We start from the raw sequence: 17,594 nt of genomic DNA, 5'->3' as shown, positions 1-17,594 counted from the left end.
CATAGCCCGATCCGTCGTTTCAGGTGCGCCGCCGGACCTGACTGAATAACGGCATTGCGATGAACAAGAACGACTACCGCCGCGATGCGTCCTTGCGTCGGCATGCTGCTTCCCGTGTCGGTCGATCGAGCGCGCTTGCCGCCGGAGCGCCGCCCTGTCCGGACTGCTTGCCGATTATTTCAATACTTTCATTATTCATTTTTCACGCAATGCCGAAGGCAGCGTTTTTCGCTAGGTGGCCGCATCGTCAAACAACCTCGCGCGGAAACCATGCCTGCCCTTGCTAACGCTCAAACGCGCAATATACCGATACTCGCCGGCCTCCCGGAAAGCCTGATCGCCCACATCGAGCGGCACGTGACGCCCTGGCCCGAACACGGCAATCGCCTGTTGTTCTTCAAGGGCGATCCGGGGGATTTCGTCGCGTTCGTGCACAGCGGCCGCGTCTACAAGACACTGCACGAACCCGGCGGGCGCGAGATCATTCTCGGCCACTCGATGCCCGGCGAACTCATCGGCGAAAACACGTTGATTCGCGCGCACCGGCGCAGTTTCACCGCCCAGTTGAGCGCCGACTGCCGCATTTCGCTGCTGTATCGCCAGTACTTCGCGCCGCTGCTGGCGAACGCGGAATTCATGGGGCGCATCCATGAGCAGCTGTGCCGGCACCTTCACCAGTTGAGCGACTTCGTCGAGTCGGCATGCCTGTACCGGGTCGAAGCACGGCTCGCGCGCCATCTGCTGAACCGCATGCAAGGGAACGATCTCGAGGTGCCGCTGCCGGAGAACCAGAGCATCCTCGCCGCGATGCTCAACGTCAGCCGGCCGCGACTGAACAGCAGCCTGCGGAAGATGCAGCGCGACGGCCTGATCCGGCTACACGAACACGGCGTGACGATTCAGAAACCGGAGCAGCTCCGGACCATCGTCGACGCCAATTGATGCCGCGGCAAGCGCGTGCGTCGGGCAGCGCCGCCGGGCGGGCGGATGCGCGCCGGGTCATGCGGCGCGCGGTGAAGGTCAGCCGCGCCCGTGACCGAGGGCGTTCATCAACTGCGCGACGGCGGCGAGTTGCGATACGAAGCTGTCGTTCGCCGAGCGCGCCGCGCCGGCCGCCGCCGCCGGCGACCCGGCATAGAGCTGCATGACGCCGACGGTCGTGGCGGCAAGGTTGGACATCGCCTGGTTCGCCTGCATCTGCACCGCGTTGTGAAGCAGGATCGCGGACGCATGGCTGTTCGACTGCATGAGCGTGCCCAACGCCACGGCGGGCGCTTCGCCCACCACCTTCACGTTGGCTTGCGTGACCGCATCGGTCATCGCGGGAGAAACCTGTTCCGGCATGTCGTTGCTCCTGGTTGGTTCGCCGCTGACGCGCTGTCACGGCGAAAGCATGAGTGGGTCGGTCGCTGCCGCGCGCGGCACGGCGCCGCCGATGCGCCCGCTGGGGCCCGCGTGCGCGGGCGTGTCGACACGGCGTCCGACGCCGGGCGGCAGCACCCGATGGGAGCCGCCGCCCGGCGTCCGCGCCAGCGATGCGTCAGGCAAGCGCCTTGCCGAGCGCGAGCACGTCGGCCAGCACGGAAAGCACGCCGTTCGAGCCGATTTCCGTCGCGGATGCGCCGGCGCTCGCCGGCCCGAGCGTGTACAGCTGCATCGTGCCCACGTTCGTCGAGGTCGGCAGTTGCACCGCGGACTGCGACTGCTGCTGCACCGCGTTCTCGAACAACACGCTCAGCGAGTGGCTCTGCGCCTGGTACAGCGAGCCCGTTGCCATCGCGGGCGCTTCGCCGACCACCTTGACGTTGGTCTGCGTGACCGCGTCGGTGATCGCGGCGTTGACCGCGCACGTCGTGCAGTTGCAGGGGTCTTTCGGATCGTCTACGTCGTTTGCCATCGTATTTCTCCTGATTGGCGAACGGGCGCCGCATCGAATCGGTGCTGCCCGTTCTGTCGATTGCTCCGGAACATCGCGCGGCACCGCTGTTCAGGCGCCGGCGGCCATGCTGCCGACTCGCGGCACGGCGGTGGCATGGGCGGCTCACGCCGCTTGCGCCGCCGCTCGACCACGGCGTTGCGATGGCGCGTCAGCCCTTGACTGCCTTCCCGATCGCGATCACGTCGGCCAGAATCGAAATGATCCCGTTCGCGCCGATTTCGGTGGCGGCCGCGCCCGCGCTTTCCGGCCCGATCGTGTAGAGCTGCATCGTCCCCACGTTCGTCGACGTTTGCGACTGGATCGCGGCCTGCGACTGCTGCTGCACCGCGTTCTCGAACAGGATGCTGAGCGAATGGCTCTGGGCCTGGTACAGCGAGCCCATCGCCATTGCCGGCGCTTCCGCGACCACCTTGACGTTGACCTGTGTGACCGCATCGGTAATCGCGGGATTGACCTGGCACACTTGACACGTATCAGCCATTTGTTGCTCCTTGGTTCACGTAGTTGAGAGGTCGCACTTCGGGGCCGGCCGGTTTCGCGTTCGGCCGCATGACCCGCGTGCTACTCCATGGACGCTGCGCCGGGCGTATCGTGAACGGCAGCGGTGGGTTCGGCCGGGCCGGCCGGGCCGGCGCCGATGCTCCGCAACCGGTCCTCCATCGCGTCGAGCCTGACGGCGAGCCCTCCGGCGAGCCGTTCGGCGAGCCGTTCCGCGAGCGCATCGCCGTATTGCCGGAAGCATGCTTCGATTTCCTGCCGGATCAGCCCCGTCAGTTGTTCCCCGATCATCGTCAGCGCCTCGCGGGTGCTGTCCTGAATCTCGACCGCGCCGGACGCCTGCGCGTCGGCCGCCGGCTCGTGCGCGTCGAGTACGCCCGATACTTTCCGCTGCTCCGACGCGAGCATGCCGAGGGTCGTCTCGTTCTGCGTATCGATCGTCTGCAGGATCCCGCGCATCTTCTCGTACGCCTTTTGCTGGTTGAGCTGCAGGAAATGCTTGATCTGTTCGCGCGCCTCTTGCCGCGTTTTGAATTGCGGCAATGGCGGCTTCGCGGCGCCCGCCTGCACGGCCGGGCCGCCGGCGGGCGGCGGCGGGTTCCCCTGCCGGCTCGGCAGCCGCTCGAGCAACGCCTGTTCTTCGGGCTCGAGAGGCCGTCCGAGTCGCTTCTCCGCAAGCTGCCGCAGCAGCGGGGTCAGTGCTTCAGTGCTCATGGCTTACCCCTCCTCGCCGGTCGCTCGCGGCGCGAGTACGTGCGGTTCGGGTTCGGATGGGCGCCGCGTCACGGCGGCCTGGTCGGCGTGCTGCAATGGATATCGCATGGTGTTCTCCGGGAAAGGGACGTGCGACGGCCTTGCCGGAAATGTCGGCAGGACTGTTGCAAGGACGAACCGTGCGACGGGGATGTGAAGTCGGGAGGCGGGGCGGGCGGTGTGTGTCAGGTGAGCCGGTAACCACCGACAGGAGCGGCCGTCGTTTCCGCTCGGGGAGGATCGGCGGCTTGCGGCTTCTCCGGCGGCATGTAGCCATCGGGCACATGCACGCGGCCCGTACGCGACGACGCGGGATGCGCCGCGGGCTTGACCGGCGACACCGGCGCGGACGTCTCCGTCTCCGCCTTCGCCGCGTCGATCAACGTCTCCTTCTTTCCGTCCCACCTGGGCAGCTTGGCGGGCGGCAGCGGCACGACCTTGTCCAGATTCGGCAGACGCAGGCCGGGGTCGCGCTCGAGGCGATCGGCAAGGACACTGTAGCGCTCGGCGCGGGCTTCATCCTTGACATGGCCGACCAGAGCGTCCCCCTTGCCAAACGACGCACTCAACCACCCCGCACTCTCGGCATTACCGAATTTCACACCCGTATGCAGCGTCTGGAGTGCGCGTTCGTTGTTCTCGCTCAACTCGGCTCGATCGCCGGCAATCGTCGTTCCCAATTCATATGCGGCAAGTCCGTTGCCCTGCGCAACCGCACATTCAAGCATCTGGAGTGCGATCTTGCGGTTCCCCCAGAAGCCCGCCTTCGGGTCGTCATAGAGCGCGTCCATCTTGCCGCCCAGATACGCCATCGCACTCGGGCTGCCCATATCGGCGGCCAGTTGCCAGAATGCATAGGCGCGGCTGGCATCCTGCCTAACGCCCATCCCGTTCATGTGGTACGTGCCCATCAGGTCGTAGGCTGCCGGAATGCCGAGTTTCATCGCCTGTTCGGTGATCTGAACGGCATGTTCCGCATCACGTTCCACACCCTGGCCCTGAGCGTAGGCATTCGCCAGATTCAACATGGCTTTCCAGTGCTTGCGCTCGGCCGCCTTCGTCCACAAGTCGACAGCGCCCTTGTAATCGCGCTGGTTCGGCCACAACAGCGAACTGGTCAGCGCCATTGCTTCCTGATTCCAGCGATCGGCCTCTGGCTCGACAGGCGGCGCGACGGAAGATTCGTGCTTGCACGCAAATGCCCCGCGATGCGGATTGAAGGCAGTCAGCGACATATTCCGAGGGAGAACATCGTTCCTCGAACAGGCTGTACACGCGAAGAACAGGAAAACAGAAACCAATTGCATGAAGCCAATACGGTTGGCAGCAGTCGGACGTAATTGATTTCGCACGATTTCGAATACCCACGCAAGAAAAGCGAACCCATTATCGCCCCGCTCATTATGGTGCCCACGCGCGCGACCAGCGGGTCCATCCGGTTTTTTCCGGGTGATATCATTGGCCCCCGGCAGTCGCACCCGACCGAGAAATACCGCGGCCTCGGCTTGGCTCGCCGACCGAACGCGACGCGATCCATTCGGGCCATTGCCCTACAATTCCTGACTGTGCGTACCGCCCCGAACTGGTAGCATGCGCACCGCTTCGCACGAAACGATGCGTTCGCGGAACACATGATCGTTCCCCTTTAAATGCCCGCGCGTGCCCCGCCGCACGGGAAGCCAGATTGAGCCCCATTTCCCCGCAACACCCCGGCCTCGCCCCGCGCGACCCGTTGCAGTAACGTTGGAGTGGCGCACCTCGCGCCTGCAAGCATGAAGAAATCGAAGCAGCCCATCCATTCCCCACGCGACAAGGACCGCACGGCGCTCGTACGCGCCGGCGCGTGGCTGCTGATGGCCGGCCTGCTGTATCTGCTGTGGCCGTCCGCCGAAACCGCCTACCTCGCGATGGAGTCGGTGATCCGCTGACGCGCACGTCCCCCGACGCACTACGCTATACTGCCGCGATGGAAACCCGACCCGCCTCGCCGATCGTGCATTGCTGGTGGCGCGCCTGACCCAGGCGGCCCGTTTCCTTTTGCATGTCCCAAACGTGATGCCGCCAGCGATGGCGGCATTCGCGTTTCTGCGCCGACATCATGGCTGGCGGCCTCGACAACCCGGAGCCAACGACGACCATGACTCACCCCGCCCGCCCGACCATTCTCACCGGCGACCGCACGACCGGCCCGCTGCATCTCGGCCACTACATCGGCTCGCTACGCGCACGCGTGCAGATGCAGCACGAAGCGCGGCAATTCCTGCTGCTCGCCGACACGCAGGCGCTGACCGACAACATGGGCCGCCGCCAGCGCGTCACCGAGAACGTGATCGAGGTCGCGCTCGACTACCTCGCCGTCGGCATCGATCCGGCGATCTCGACGATCGTCGTGCAATCGCAGGTGCCCGAACTCGCCGAGCTGTCGCAATACCTGCTCAATCTCGTCACGGTCGCGCGCCTCGAACGCAATCCGACCATCAAGGAAGAAATCCGCCTGCGCGGGTTCGAGCGCGACATCCCGGCCGGCTTCCTCACCTATCCGGTGAGCCAGGCGGCCGACATCACCGCGTTCAAGGCGACCCACGTGCCGGTCGGCGACGATCAACTGCCGATGATCGAGCAAACCAACGAACTCGTGCGCCGCTTCAACGCGACCGTCGAGCAGCCGGTGCTGGTCGAATGCGAGGCCGTGCTGTCGTCGGTCACGCGGCTGCCGGGCATCGACGGCAAGGCGAAGATGAGCAAGTCGCTCGGCAACGCGATCACGCTCGGCTCGACGCCGGACGAGATCGCGCAAGCCGTGAAGGACATGTACACGGACCCCAACCACCTGCGCGTGAGCGACCCGGGCCAGGTCGAGGGTAACGTCGTGTTCACGTTCCTCGATGCGTTCGAGCCCGACGTCGCGAAGGTCGACGAACTGAAGGCCCACTATCGCCGCGGCGGCCTCGGCGATAGCGTGGTCAAGCGCGTGCTCAACGAGCGGCTGCAGGCGCTGATCGAGCCGATCCGCGCGCGCCGCCGCGAATTCGAGGCCGACAAGGCGGAAGTGATGGCGATCCTGAAGCGCGGCACGCTGCATGCACGGGAAGTGGCAGGCGCGACGCTCGCGGAGGTGAAGGGTGCGATGGGGTTGACGTATTTCGACTGATACGTTCCGGCGGCATGCGTTGACCGTCGGCATGCCGAGTAAAGCGATATCGCTCGGGACGTGGGACTCCCACGCAGTCGAAAACTAGCGGCCGCCGGGCCTCACCTCCGTCACGTCCGCTCGCGCCCCGCCCCCGCCGCATGACACACGGCCTCGATCCGGTTGCCGGCCGGATCGACCAGGAAAGCCGCGTAGTAGTCGCCGTGGTACTGCGGCCGCAAGCCGGGGGCGCCGTCGGACTGGCCGCCCGTCGCGAGTCCTGCGTCGAAGAACGCATGCACCTGCTCGCGGGAAGCAGCCTTGAAACACCAGTGCCGCTTGCTCGCCCCGATTTCGGCGGGGTCCAGATACACCGCCAGAAAAGTCGACTCCGGGTCATTCGCGCTGCAACGTTCGCCATAGCCGAGCGCGTTGGGCCGGTCATAGACCTTGGTCGCGCCCAGCGCAGCCATGACGGCATCGTAGAAGGGGCGTGCCAGGTCGATGTCCGGAACACTGATCGACACGTGATCGAGAAGTTGCATGGTATGGGCTCCATTGAACGAGCCAGAGTCTACACAACCGTTCCCGGCCCGGCCGATCAACCTTACCGACGACTGCACTACCGACCGCGCCGCCTACGTGATCTGATACGTCGACGCCGGCACGAACTCCTCCGGCATCGGCCGATCGCCGAGTTCGAGCACCGACCGCTCGATCGTGCGCGTGATCGCATCGAGCGCGAGCGCATTCGGCGCGAGCCCGAACGGTTCGGCCACTTCGTTCGCGATCGCTTCGAGCGCGATCAGCGTGTACGAGATGAACACGCAGATCAGCGGCGTGAAGAACTCCGTCGAATCGACGAGCCCGAACGGCAGCAGCACGCAATACGCATACACGGTGCGATGGAGCAGCACGCTGTACGAAAACGGGATCGGCGTCGACAGGATGCGCTCGCAACCACCGATCGACTTGCCGAGCTCGTCGAGTTGCGTCTCGAACATCCAGCAGGCCGTGTCGCTGCCGGGCGCGCGGCCTAGCGCACGGACGATCCCGCCGCGCAGTTCGTCGAGGATCGCGACCGGCTTGTAGCATTTGCCGCCAAGCGCCGCCGCGCGTTCCGCCCCGAGAATGCGCTGCAGATCCGCGGTCGGATCGGTATGACGCAACTGATGCTTCAACGCATACGCGAGCGCGATCAGCAGATCGGTGAGCCGGTTGCGCTCGGCGTCGCTCACGCTGTCGGGCAGGTAGCGATGCAGTTGCGACGTCACCGCGCGTGCGACGATCAGCAGGTTGCCCCACAGATGCCGCGCTTCCTTGAAGCGCTCGAAGCTCGCGTTGTTGCGAAACCCGAGGAAGATCGCGAGCGCGAGCCCGAACAGCGTGAACGGCGCGGTGTTGAGCGGAATCTTCTCGCCGAAGATGCGCCCGTTCGTGAAGACCGCCAGCGTGCTGACGATCGCCATGAACACGAGCTGCGGAATGATCGATTGCAGCACGGAGCCGTTCCATACGAACAGCATCCTGAGCCAGTTCTGTCGCGGTCTGACGATCATGATGTTTTCTCGACTGCCAAAGGAATGCGCAACGCAGCCCGTTGCGCCCGCACCCGATGCGCAACGGCCCGCGCGTGGCGGGCCGCTTTCTGTCGGGCACCGTGCCGGGCACCGCGCCGCGCGTGATGATACGCGAGCGCCGCGCCCTGTCACCTCGCGTGCCGCTCAGTGATAGCCGATGTCGCCCTCGCGCACCTTGCCGCGAAACACGCGATACTGCATCGCGTTGTACACGAGGATGATCGGCAGCACGATGACGGTGCCGACCAGCGCGAACAACTGGCTCGAATGGCTCGACGACGCGTCCCAGATCGTCAGCGACGGCGGCACGATGTTCGGCCAGATGCTGATCACGAGCCCCGTGTAGCCGAGGAACACGAGCGCGAGCGTCAGCAGGAACGGCGTGGCCTCGTGCGCACGCTTCACCGCGTGGAAGATGCCCCACACGCATGCGACGACGAGGACCGGCACCGGCAGGAACCAGCCGAGGTTGCCGCTGCCGAACCAGCGGTGCGCGACGGCCGGCAGCCCGATCACGGTCCACAGGCTCACGACGCCCATCACCGCGAGCAGCACGCCCGTGAGCGGCTTCATCAGCAACCGCATCTTGCGCTGGAGTTCGCCGTCGACCTTCAGGATCAGCCAGCCGCAGCCGAGCGTCGCATAGGTGACGAGCACGCCGATCCCGCACAGCATGCTGAACGGCGACAGCCAGTCGAACGGCCCGCCCACGAAATGGTTGTTCTCGATCTTGATGCCCTGCAGCAGCGAACCGAGCACGATCCCCTGGCAGAACGCGGCGAGCGCCGAGCCGCCGATGAACGCCAGATCCCACATGTGCTGCGTGCGGGTGGCTTTCGCGCGCAGCTCGAACGCCGCGCCGCGGAAGATCAGCCCGACCAGCATCAGCACCAGCGGCAGGTAGTTGGCCGGCAGCAGCGTCGAATACACGACCGGAAACGCGCCATAGAGGCCCGCGCCGCCGAGCACGAGGAACGTCTCGTTGCCGTCCCACACCGGCGCGACGGTGTCGAGCATCACCTGGCGCTCGGCCTTCGCATCGAAAAACGGAAACAGCAGCCCGATGCCGAGGTCGAAGCCGTCCAGCATCACGTAGATGAACACGCCGAGGCCGATGATCGCGGCCCAGACGACAGGAAGATCGATGTGCATGGTTACTCCGCCTCGGTGACGTTCAGCGGCGTGGACAGCGCGCTCTTGCGCAGCCCCGGATGCCGGTGCAGCTCGATGTACCCGGCCTGGGCGGCCGGCCCGCGCTTCATCAGTTTCATCATGTAGTAGATACCCGTTCCGAATACCAGGAAGTACACGACCACGAAAATCAGCAGCGATACGCCGACCTGCTGCGCGGTGAGCGGCGCGACCGAATCGATGGTGCGCAGCACGCCGTACACGGTCCACGGCTGGCGCCCGACCTCGGTCGTGATCCAGCCGGCCAGCAGCGCGACGATGCCCGACGGCCCCATGCACACGACGAGCCACTGGAACCAGCGCGTCTCGTACAGGCGCCCGCCCTTTCTCAGCAGCAGCCCGAGCAGCGCGGTCAGCAGCATCAGCATCCCCAGGCCGGCCATGATCCGGAACGTCCAGAAGATGATCGGAGAATACGGGCGATCCTGCGGCGCGAATTCCTTCAGCCCGCGGATCTCGCCGTCCCAGCTGTGCGTGAGGATCAGGCTGCCGAGGTGCGGCACCTGGATCGCATAGCGCGTGGTTTCGGCCTGCATGTCGGGCAGCCCGACGAGGTTCAGCGCGGTGCCGCCCTTCTCGGTTTCCCACAGCCCCTCGATCGCCGCGATCTTCGCCGGCTGGTATTCGCGCGTGTTCAGCCCGTGCGCGTCGCCGACGAAGATCTGGATCGGCGCGAGCACCAGCAGCATCCACAGCGCCATCGAGAAGCTGCGCTTCACCGGCTCGTCGCGGCGGCCCTTCAGCAGGTGCCACGCGCCGCACGCGGCGACGATGAAGCCCGCGACGATGAACGCCGCGATCGTCATGTGCGCGAGCCGGTACGGAAACGACGGGTTGAAGATCACCTTGAACCAGTCGACCGGCACGACGAGGCCGTTTTCGATCTTGTAGCCTTGCGGCGTCTGCATGAAGCTGTTCGACGCGAGAATCCAGAACGTCGAGATCAGCGTGCCGACCGCGACCATCAGCGTCGCGAAGAAGTGCGCGCGCGGGCTGACGCGCTGCCAGCCGAACAGCATCACGCCGAGGAAGCCGGCTTCGAGGAAGAACGCCGTCAGCACTTCGTACGTGAGCAGCGGCCCCGTGATGTTGCCCGCGACGCGCGAGAACCCGGACCAGTTGGTGCCGAACTCGTACGCCATCACGACGCCGGAGACCACGCCCATCCCGAAGCCGATCGCGAAGATCTTCGACCAGAACTGAAACATGGATTTGTAGGCGGCGTCGCCGGTGACGAGATAGCGCCATTCCAGCACTGCCAGAAAGCTCGCCATGCCGATGCTGATCGCGGGGAACACGATGTGGAACGACACCGTGAATGCGAATTGCAATCGGGCGAGATGGAACGCATCGAAGATTTCCATGACCGTAATTTGCTCGTGGTTTGTGAGGACGTACGCTCGAAGCAGGAAATCGCGCGACGGCTTGGCGGCGACACATGCGAACGCAACCGGTCGCTCGCACGGCATCGAAGCGTGAATGACGATATCGCGTTTGCAACGATACTCGCAATCATTCGGACGTGCGCTGAAACTGTGATGCCCGCTCCGCCAAAGATGTGTGCACGGAAAACACTTTCCGTGCCGGCGGGACGCTCAGCTGTACTGCTTTCCCCGTTGCGGCGCTGTACCTGCGGTGCGCTGTTCGCTCCACTTAACATGTGATGCAACGCCAGCCCGCGGCGGTCGCGCGCCCTTCGGCGCCCCGCCCGGCGGCATCGATTCCCGTCGTTCGGCGCATGCGCCGAGCCCGGCCGGCCCGCCGGCCGCCCCGCCTGGAGAAACCTGCATGGAGTCCTGCATCCGCCGCGACGATCCGACCGGCAGTACCGCGTGTCGGGTGACGCGCCATCGTGCCGGCGACGCGCGCGACACCGTCGATCGCGTCGTCGACGAGACGCCGGTTGCACTCGTGTTCAACGGCATCTCGCACACGGTCATGATGGCGACGCCGATCGACCTCGACGCGTTCGGCCTCGGCTTCGCACTGAGCGAAGGCATCGTCGAGCGCGCGTCGGACGTCTTCGATATCGAGAGCGAATGCCGGCCCGGTGGCGCCGAAGTGCGGCTGACCGTGTCGCAGCAGGCGTTCATGGCGCTGAAGGCGCACCGCCGCGCGCTGGCCGGCCGCACGGGCTGCGGCGTGTGCGGCATCGAAAGCATCGCGCAACTCGACCTGCAGCCGCCGCGCATCGCCGCCGCCGGCGCGGCCGCGGGCATCGGCGCCGACGCGATCGCACGCGCCGCTCGTGCATTGCCGGCCCGGCAGACGCTGATGCGCGAGACGGGCGGCATCCACGCGGCCGCGTGGTGCGACCGCGACGGCGCCGTGCTCGACGTGTTCGAGGACGTCGGTCGCCACAACGCGCTCGACAAGCTGATCGGGCAGCTCGCGCGCCGCCGCGCCGACTGGAGCGCGGGCTTCGTGTTCCTGTCAAGCCGCGCAAGCTACGAACTGGTGCGCAAGGCCGCGCGGGTCGGCATCCCGATGGTCGCGACGATCTCGGCGCCGACGTCGCTCGCGATCGACGTCGCCCGCGAAGCCGGCGTGCGGCTGCTCGGCTTTTGCCGCAACGACGGCTTCGTCGAATACGTGTCGCCCGCTGTCGCGCCCTTCCACTCAACGGCGCCCGCACCGGCGCACCCGGCCCATTCGTCATGAAACACCTGCTCGATTTCGATACCGCGCAGCAGCAATTCGCCGGCGCGTTCGCGCCGCTCGACAGCACCCGGTCCGTGCCGATCGCGCAGGCAGCCGGCCACGTGCTGGCCGCGCCGCTGACCGCGGTGCTCGACCAGCCGCCGGCCGACCAGAGCGCGATGGACGGCTATGCCGTGCGGCACGTCGACCTCGCGCACGGCGAGCCGCTGCGCGTCGCACAGTGCTGCTATGCCGGCGACACGCCCGCGCCGCTCGCACCGCGCACGGCCGCACGCCTCTTCACCGGCAGCCTGATTCCGCCCGGCGCCGACACCGTCGTGATGCAGGAGCATGCGCGCGAACAAGCGGGCGACGTCACGTTCGACGCGCCCCAACGCAGCGGGTCGCACATCCGCCGCCGCGGCGAGGAAGTGCGCGCCGGCGATCGGCTCGTGCCGGCCGGCGTGCGGATGGGCGCGATGCACGTTGGCGTCGCCGCCGCGCAAGGGTTCGCGCGCATCGACGTGCGTGCGGCGCTGCGCGTCGGTATCCTGACGACCGGCGACGAGTTGATCGCGTGCGGCCAGCCGCGCGCGCCGCAGCAAATCTACAACAGCAACGCGCCGATGCTCGGCGCGCTGGTGGCGGGCACCGGCGCCGACGTCGCGATGAGCGTGCACGCGGCCGATACGGCGGCCGCCGTCGATCGGGCGCTGCGCGACCTGCACGCGCAGTGCGACCTCGTGATCTGCGTCGGCGGCGCGTCGGTCGGCGACAAGGACCTGCTGCGCCCCGCGCTGGCCGCACTCGGCGCGTCGCTCCTCGTCGCCGGCGTGCGCATGAAACCCGGCAAGCCGGTCGCGCTCGCACGCCTCGATGCGCGGCCCGTGGTGCTGCTGCCCGGCAATCCGGGCGCCGCGATGACGGCGTTCGCGCTGTTCGTCGCGCCGCTGATCCGCCGCCTGCAAGGGCGCGACACGTGCCTGCCGGCCGTGCCGTCGCTGCCGATCGACACCGGCTTCGAGCCGGATGCGCAGCGCGATCGGTTCGTGCGCGTGTGCTGTACGGTGGGCGCCGACGGCGCGCCGGTGCTCGACACGTTGCGCCAGCAAGGCGCCGGCACGCTGCAGTCGCTGGTGCAGGCCAGCGGGCTCGCGCGGCTGCCGGCCGGGAGCAGCATCGCGCGCGGCGACGCGGTACCGTATTACGAATTCGCGCGCTGGCTCGCATGAGCACGACGCCGAATACCCGCCCCATGCGGCGCCTTCGGCCGATTCGCCGTGCGTGCCGAACCTCCCGCGCGGCGAACTGTATTCCTGCCATTCGGGCGCGATTGTGTCTCTGCCGACGAAACCCGGCGGACTATGCTCACGATGAGGCTCGTCACGACCTGTGCGCCGACACGTCGGCACCCGCACGGCCGGGCGGCGACGCCCCTCCGCTTACTTCATGCAGGCCGACGACCCGATCGTGAATGCCATCGTTTCCGCCGCGCCGGCCGCCGCCGCTTTATCCGGCGGCGCGTCACCCGGCGCTTCTCCCCGCCCGTTCGACACGCTCGGCCGCCCGCTGCGCGACATGCGCCTGTCCGTCATCGACCAGTGCAATTTCCGCTGCGGCTACTGCATGCCGCGCGAGAGCTTCGGCGCCGACTACGCGTTCATGCCGTCGTCCGAGCGATTGTCGTTCGCGCAACTGGAAAAGATCGCGCGCGCCTTCACGTCGCTCGGCGTCGAGAAGATCCGCATCACGGGCGGCGAGCCGCTGCTGCGCCGCCACCTCGAAGCGCTGATCGAACGGCTTGCCGCGCTGACGACCGTCGACGGCAAGCCCGTCGAAATCGCACTGACGACCAACGGCTCGCTGCTCGCCGCGAAGGCACGCACGTTGCGCGACGCGGGACTGACGCGCGTGACCGTGAGCCTCGATGCGCTCGACGACACGGTGTTTCGCAGGATGAGCGACGCCGACGTGCCCGTCGCGCGCGTGCTGGCCGGCATCGAGGCCGCGCAGGCGGCCGGGCTCGCGCCGGTCAAGGTCAACGCGGTGATCGAGCGCGGCGTGAACGACGACCAGATCGTGCCGCTCGTGCGGCACTTCCGGCATACGGGCGTGGCCGTGCGTTTCATCGAATACATGGACGTCGGCGGCGCCAGCTTCTGGTCCGGCGACAAGGTGGTGCCGGCCGCGCGGATGCGCGAGCTGATCGACGAGCACTATCCACTCGTGCTCGTCGGCGAACCGGGGCACGACGCCACCGCGATCCGTTGCGCGCACATCGACGGCGCCGGCGAAGTCGGCTTCATCGCGAGCGTGTCGCATCCGTTTTGCGGCACCTGTTCGCGCGCCCGCGTGTCGGCTGACGGCCAGCTCTATACGTGCCTGTTCGCGACGCAGGGCACCGACCTGCGGCCGTGGCTCGACGAAGCGACGTCGACCGCCGACCTCGCCGCCGCCGTGCGCGAACGCTGGACGCGACGCGACGACCGCTATTCCGAGCGCCGGGCCCTACGGCCGGCCCGCGCGCCGGGCAAGACCTATCCGACCGTGCGCATGTCGCTCGTCGGCGGCTGACGGGCCGCCGCGCGATACAGGATGCGCCGCCCACTGGAGAACCTGTCATGACCACTTTCACCGAATCCCGCGCCGGGCTGCCGGACGATCCGCTGCGCGCCGGCAGCTCCGCGCCGCCCGTCGACCCGACCGAACCCTACCCCGAAGCGGCGCCCGCGATTGCCGCCGGCTTCGAGGTGCGCGTGCAGCATGCGCCGATCGACGCGGGCGCGGAACTCGCGCCGATCGTTCGTAATCCGAATGTCGGTGCGGTCGTGAATTTTCTCGGGGTCGTGCGCAAGGAAGGCGATGTGGACGACGTCGTCGCACTGGAAGTCGAGCACTATCCGACGATGACCGAACAGGCGCTGTGGAGCATCGTCGAGGAAGCGACCGCGCGCTGGCGGCTCGAAGCGGTCAGGATCGTGCACCGCGTCGGCCGCATTCCGCTCGGCCAGCCGGTCGTGCTGGTCGTGGTGGCCGCCGCGCATCGCGCGTCCGCGTTCGACGCGTGCGAATTCCTGATGGATTTCCTGAAGACCCATGCGCCGTTCTGGAAGAAGGAGATCCGGCACGACGGCGAATCCGGCTGGGTCGAGGCGAAGGCGCGTGACGACCAGGCGATGCGACGCTGGGGCTGATTGCGTTCGCTTCGCGTTTCCGATTCCGCCGCTCCTGCTCGAGACATCCCAATGAAACTGACGATCAAATACTTCGCAAGCATTCGCGAACGACTGGCAATCGACGAAGAAACCGTCGAGATCGATGCCCGCGAACTCACCGTCGACGCGCTGCGCGGCACGCTAGCCGCGCGTGACGCGCGCAGCGCCGAAGCACTGCGGATGGACCGCCCCGTACGCGCGGCCGTGAACCTCGAAATGGTGACGGGGGAATTCGTCGTGCGGGAGGATAGCGAGGTTGCGTTCTTTCCGCCGGTGACGGGGGGATGACGGGACGCGCGGGGACGCGGGCTCGCATGCAGTCGTTTCGACGCGACGACCGCGAACGCGGTCGTCGGCGCCGGCCGGGAAAAACAAAGCCGGCACGAGGCCGGCTGTGTCATCGAAGCGCGGCGTACCGCGCGCGTCCATTCACCGCATGCATGCCGTGGCCAGCTTCCCGACCGTGATCACCGCCTGCTCGATCTCCGGCGACCACGGGCTACTGTAGTTCAGCCGGATGAAGTTCCGGTAATTGTCCGTGATCGAGAACATGTAGCCGGGCCCGATCGTGATCCCCTGCTCCAGCGCGAGCTGATACAGTCGCATCGCATCGACCTGCGCGGGCAGCTCGACCCACAGCACGTACCCGCCCGCCGGGCTCGAAATGCGCGTGCCCTCCGGAAAGAACCGCGACACCATCGCGCGCATCAGGTTCGCCTGCTGCGCATACGCCTTCCGGATCCGCCGCAGGTGATGCTCGTAGCCGTCGCGTTCGAGAAACTCCGCGATCGCCAGTTGCGGCAACGACGGCGTCGCCAGCGTATTCAGGAATTTCAGCTTCTCGACCTGATCTCGGTAGCGGCCCGGCAGCGCCCAGCCGATCCGGTACGCGGCCGTCAGGCTCTTCGAGAACGACGAGCAATGCAGCACGATCCCGGTCCGGTCGTAGGATTTCAGCGAACTCGGATGCGTATCGCCGAAATACAGTTCGTTGTACACGCCGTTCTCGATGATCGGCATGCCAGCCTTCGTTGCGAACTCAACCAGTTCGCGTTTTCGCTCGTCCGGCATCTGGAAGCCCAGCGGATTCTGGAAATTCGGCATCACCATGCACGCAGCGATCGGCTGCGACTTCGCGATCGCGGCCAGTGCCGCGATGTCGATCCCGTATTCCGGATGCGTGGCCACCTCGATCGCCTTCATCCCCATCCGCTCGATCGCGTGCAGCATCGCGTAGAACGTCGGTGATTCCACCGCGATCGTGTCGCCCGGCTTCGCCACCGCCTGCAGGCACAGGTTGATCGCCTCCGTCGCGCCGACCGTCACGATGATCTCGTTCGGGTCCACCGACATCCCGTTTTCCAGGTAGCGGCGTGCGATCTGCCGGATCAGCCGCGGATGGCCCGGCGGTAGCCCGTCGGTCACGCCCCACAGCGACTTGTCGCGACCGGCCGCGTACGCATAGCGGTTCAGTTTCTCGAACGGGAACAAGCTCGGGTCCGGATACGGCGAACCCAGCGGCACCGCGTCGTCCGTGCCGATCGAGCGCAGCGTCGACAGCACGAGCCGGCTCACGTCGACCGACGACGAGATCGCGATCGGCTTCGACGGCCGCAGCTCGCGCACCGGCGCATGGCCGTCGTCGCGCCGCAGGTTCACGAAATAGCCGGACTGCGGCCGGCTTTCGAGCAGCCCGCGGCTTTCCAGCAGCAGATACGCGTGCAGCACGGTCGTGATGCTGATCCGGTGTTGCTGGCTCGCCTGCCGCACCGACGGAATCCGATCGCCGTGCCGGTACACGCCCTGGCGGATCAGGCGCTCGATATCGTCCGCGAGTTTTTCATAGAGTTTCATCGTGCGTCTCCTGCCGGCACGCGCCATCGCACCGCTTCGCCGTGTGCGTCCCATACGCACGTGTTGCAGATGTTTCGCCCGCCGACCGGGCCGCCGTGATTCCTGATCTTTCCCTCCGGTTTTGCCTTTTCCATCGCACTGGCTCTCTCTTGAAGATGCGCCGGCAGGGTTCCGATACGGCTGGATCTGCAGCACTGTGCACTTGATGGTGGAATCTTAAGAGAAGAACAGTTGGCGGCGAGTACACACATCGAGCGCGCGAACAAGAGTACAGTTCGGCGCGAATCGCGCATCGCGGGGGAACTGTACGTCTTATGAAATGGCCGGACGGCCGGTTGGCCAGCACCGCGCGGCCGAATCGGCCCGGGATGCCCGCCCACGCTTCACCGGCACGGCGCGCGCCGGGGCGCCGTTGCCGATCGGCGGGCGCCATTCGGTGGTGTTTTCGGAAGTCGCGCGTGCGGTCGACCTGCTCGTCAGCGTGTCCGTGTCCACGTTCGCGCTCGACGACGATGCGCCCCGTACGGCGGCCGGTGCCCGCGCGACGAATCCGGTCCGCCAGCGCGATATCGGGACGCAACGCTGGCGCCGCCTGAACCGCTTGTAGGATTTACCACCGGGTGTGATGGCGCGACAGCGCAGGCAGGTGCTGTCGTCGTATTCGTCGAATCGGTTGCGCACGGCAAGATCTCGTTCGACGAGCGCGGCGACCTGATCAAGCCGCCGTACACGCTGTTCCGTGTCGAACAAGGACAGTGGCGCAGCATTCGCACGGTCGGCGGCGCGTCGAACTG

At 66.8% G+C, this 17,594-nt stretch carries 19 protein-coding genes; 8 read left to right on the top strand and 11 right to left on the bottom strand.

All coding sequences use genetic code 11. The annotated features are described in order from the left end of the window. Window positions 1-102: 102 nt before the first annotated feature. Complete coding sequence (locus CFB35_RS31495) at window positions 103-942, top strand: Crp/Fnr family transcriptional regulator (RefSeq protein WP_256940251.1); 840 nt, start codon at window positions 103-105, stop codon at window positions 940-942. A gap of 78 nt (window positions 943-1,020) precedes the next feature. Here CFB35_RS31495 and CFB35_RS31490 read toward each other — a convergent pair whose 3' ends face one another. From CFB35_RS31490 to CFB35_RS31470, 5 genes are all read right to left on the bottom strand, one after another. Further along, on the bottom strand, window positions 1,021-1,320 hold the full coding sequence (locus tag CFB35_RS31490; RefSeq protein ID WP_226093981.1) for a RebB family R body protein: 300 nt from the start codon (window positions 1,318-1,320) through the stop codon (window positions 1,021-1,023). A gap of 220 nt (window positions 1,321-1,540) precedes the next feature. Further along, window positions 1,541-1,897, bottom strand: coding sequence for a RebB family R body protein (locus CFB35_RS31485; protein ID WP_059574947.1), 357 nt, complete (start codon window positions 1,895-1,897; stop codon window positions 1,541-1,543). A 190-nt stretch (window positions 1,898-2,087) separates the two neighbouring features. Then, window positions 2,088-2,420, bottom strand: a complete 333-nt coding sequence (locus tag CFB35_RS31480) for a RebB family R body protein (protein ID WP_059574945.1) — start codon at window positions 2,418-2,420, stop codon at window positions 2,088-2,090. Window positions 2,421-2,500: 80 nt separating this feature from the next. Then, complete coding sequence (locus CFB35_RS31475; protein ID WP_089466104.1) at window positions 2,501-3,151, bottom strand: hypothetical protein; 651 nt, start codon at window positions 3,149-3,151, stop codon at window positions 2,501-2,503. A 224-nt stretch (window positions 3,152-3,375) separates the two neighbouring features. Then, window positions 3,376-4,542, bottom strand: a complete 1,167-nt coding sequence (locus CFB35_RS31470; protein WP_226093980.1) for a DUF6396 domain-containing protein — start codon at window positions 4,540-4,542, stop codon at window positions 3,376-3,378. Between the two features lie 420 nt (window positions 4,543-4,962). On the opposite strand from CFB35_RS31470, the gene CFB35_RS35175 reads away from it, so the two are divergent. After that, a complete protein-coding gene (locus CFB35_RS35175) occupies window positions 4,963-5,118 on the top strand; it encodes a hypothetical protein (protein ID WP_179231821.1) in 156 nt (51 codons plus the stop codon). Between the two features lie 209 nt (window positions 5,119-5,327). Then, on the top strand, window positions 5,328-6,341 hold the full coding sequence (gene trpS / locus CFB35_RS31465) for a tryptophan--tRNA ligase (protein WP_059575188.1): 1,014 nt from the start codon (window positions 5,328-5,330) through the stop codon (window positions 6,339-6,341). A 110-nt stretch (window positions 6,342-6,451) separates the two neighbouring features. Here the strand turns inward: trpS and CFB35_RS31460 are convergent, their stop codons facing one another. The 4 genes from CFB35_RS31460 to CFB35_RS31445 all read right to left on the bottom strand — a co-directional run bounded on the left by CFB35_RS31460 (window position 6,452) and on the right by CFB35_RS31445 (window position 10,455). Further along, complete coding sequence (locus tag CFB35_RS31460; protein ID WP_089466103.1) at window positions 6,452-6,865, bottom strand: VOC family protein; 414 nt, start codon at window positions 6,863-6,865, stop codon at window positions 6,452-6,454. Window positions 6,866-6,958: 93 nt separating this feature from the next. Continuing rightward, window positions 6,959-7,879 (bottom strand): bestrophin family protein, encoded by a 921-nt coding sequence (locus CFB35_RS31455; RefSeq protein ID WP_089466102.1) that lies wholly within the window; start codon window positions 7,877-7,879, stop codon window positions 6,959-6,961. A gap of 165 nt (window positions 7,880-8,044) precedes the next feature. Continuing rightward, entirely contained in the window at window positions 8,045-9,052 is a 1,008-nt protein-coding gene (cydB, locus tag CFB35_RS31450; protein ID WP_059574936.1) for a cytochrome d ubiquinol oxidase subunit II, read from the bottom strand. Between the two features lie 2 nt (window positions 9,053-9,054). Continuing rightward, the gene (locus CFB35_RS31445) at window positions 9,055-10,455 is read right to left on the bottom strand and encodes a cytochrome ubiquinol oxidase subunit I (protein WP_059574934.1); all 1,401 of its coding nucleotides are present in this window, start codon (window positions 10,453-10,455) and stop codon (window positions 9,055-9,057) included. A 424-nt stretch (window positions 10,456-10,879) separates the two neighbouring features. Between CFB35_RS31445 and fdhD the strand changes: the two genes are divergently transcribed. From fdhD to moaD, 5 genes are all read left to right on the top strand, one after another. Beyond that, the gene (fdhD, locus tag CFB35_RS31440; protein ID WP_059574932.1) at window positions 10,880-11,752 is read left to right on the top strand and encodes a formate dehydrogenase accessory sulfurtransferase FdhD; all 873 of its coding nucleotides are present in this window, start codon (window positions 10,880-10,882) and stop codon (window positions 11,750-11,752) included. Beyond that, a complete protein-coding gene (gene glp / locus CFB35_RS31435) occupies window positions 11,749-12,963 on the top strand; it encodes a gephyrin-like molybdotransferase Glp (protein WP_059574930.1) in 1,215 nt (404 codons plus the stop codon). The genes fdhD and glp overlap by 4 nt, the downstream gene beginning before the upstream one ends. 217 nt (window positions 12,964-13,180) lie before the next feature. Then, entirely contained in the window at window positions 13,181-14,305 is a 1,125-nt protein-coding gene (gene moaA / locus CFB35_RS31430) for a GTP 3',8-cyclase MoaA (RefSeq protein WP_059574928.1), read from the top strand. Between the two features lie 47 nt (window positions 14,306-14,352). Beyond that, window positions 14,353-14,925 carry a molybdenum cofactor biosynthesis protein MoaE gene (locus CFB35_RS31425; RefSeq protein WP_059574926.1) on the top strand — a complete coding sequence of 191 codons (573 nt, stop codon included), beginning with the start codon at window positions 14,353-14,355 and terminating at the stop codon, window positions 14,923-14,925. Window positions 14,926-14,976: 51 nt separating this feature from the next. Beyond that, window positions 14,977-15,234 (top strand): molybdopterin converting factor subunit 1, encoded by a 258-nt coding sequence (gene moaD, locus CFB35_RS31420; protein WP_059574924.1) that lies wholly within the window; start codon window positions 14,977-14,979, stop codon window positions 15,232-15,234. Between the two features lie 141 nt (window positions 15,235-15,375). Here moaD and CFB35_RS31415 read toward each other — a convergent pair whose 3' ends face one another. Both CFB35_RS31415 and CFB35_RS34790 read right to left on the bottom strand, forming a co-directional pair. Next, window positions 15,376-16,800 carry a PLP-dependent aminotransferase family protein gene (locus tag CFB35_RS31415; protein ID WP_059574922.1) on the bottom strand — a complete coding sequence of 475 codons (1,425 nt, stop codon included), beginning with the start codon at window positions 16,798-16,800 and terminating at the stop codon, window positions 15,376-15,378. A gap of 312 nt (window positions 16,801-17,112) precedes the next feature. Next, complete coding sequence (locus CFB35_RS34790; RefSeq protein ID WP_143328777.1) at window positions 17,113-17,550, bottom strand: hypothetical protein; 438 nt, start codon at window positions 17,548-17,550, stop codon at window positions 17,113-17,115. Window positions 17,551-17,594 lie beyond the last annotated feature (44 nt).

It is taken from the genome of Burkholderia sp. AU16482 (assembly GCF_002223285.1).
Taxonomy (GTDB): domain Bacteria; phylum Pseudomonadota; class Gammaproteobacteria; order Burkholderiales; family Burkholderiaceae; genus Burkholderia; species Burkholderia semiarida.
This window is presented reverse-complemented; position numbering and strand designations above follow the sequence as displayed.

Bases quoted from the DNA above. Each gene is read 5' to 3' on its own strand.
- CFB35_RS31495 (WP_256940251.1), top strand. From the start codon at position 103: ATGCTGCTTCCCGTGTCGGTCGATCGAGCGCGCTTGCCGCCGGAGCGC.
- CFB35_RS31490 (WP_226093981.1), bottom strand. From the start codon at position 1,320: ATGACCGATGCGGTCACGCAAGCCAACGTGAAGGTGGTGGGCGAAGCG.
- CFB35_RS31485 (WP_059574947.1), bottom strand. From the start codon at position 1,897: ATGGCAAACGACGTAGACGATCCGAAAGACCCCTGCAACTGCACGACG.
- CFB35_RS31480 (WP_059574945.1), bottom strand. From the start codon at position 2,420: ATGGCTGATACGTGTCAAGTGTGCCAGGTCAATCCCGCGATTACCGAT.
- CFB35_RS31475 (WP_089466104.1), bottom strand. From the start codon at position 3,151: ATGAGCACTGAAGCACTGACCCCGCTGCTGCGGCAGCTTGCGGAGAAG.
- CFB35_RS35175 (WP_179231821.1), top strand. From the start codon at position 4,963: ATGAAGAAATCGAAGCAGCCCATCCATTCCCCACGCGACAAGGACCGC.
- trpS (WP_059575188.1), top strand. From the start codon at position 5,328: ATGACTCACCCCGCCCGCCCGACCATTCTCACCGGCGACCGCACGACC.
- CFB35_RS31460 (WP_089466103.1), bottom strand. From the start codon at position 6,865: ATGCAACTTCTCGATCACGTGTCGATCAGTGTTCCGGACATCGACCTG.
- CFB35_RS31455 (WP_089466102.1), bottom strand. From the start codon at position 7,879: ATGATCGTCAGACCGCGACAGAACTGGCTCAGGATGCTGTTCGTATGG.
- cydB (WP_059574936.1), bottom strand. From the start codon at position 9,052: ATGCACATCGATCTTCCTGTCGTCTGGGCCGCGATCATCGGCCTCGGC.
- CFB35_RS31445 (WP_059574934.1), bottom strand. From the start codon at position 10,455: ATGGAAATCTTCGATGCGTTCCATCTCGCCCGATTGCAATTCGCATTC.
- fdhD (WP_059574932.1), top strand. From the start codon at position 10,880: ATGGAGTCCTGCATCCGCCGCGACGATCCGACCGGCAGTACCGCGTGT.
- glp (WP_059574930.1), top strand. From the start codon at position 11,749: ATGAAACACCTGCTCGATTTCGATACCGCGCAGCAGCAATTCGCCGGC.
- moaA (WP_059574928.1), top strand. From the start codon at position 13,181: ATGCAGGCCGACGACCCGATCGTGAATGCCATCGTTTCCGCCGCGCCG.
- CFB35_RS31425 (WP_059574926.1), top strand. From the start codon at position 14,353: ATGACCACTTTCACCGAATCCCGCGCCGGGCTGCCGGACGATCCGCTG.
- moaD (WP_059574924.1), top strand. From the start codon at position 14,977: ATGAAACTGACGATCAAATACTTCGCAAGCATTCGCGAACGACTGGCA.
- CFB35_RS31415 (WP_059574922.1), bottom strand. From the start codon at position 16,800: ATGAAACTCTATGAAAAACTCGCGGACGATATCGAGCGCCTGATCCGC.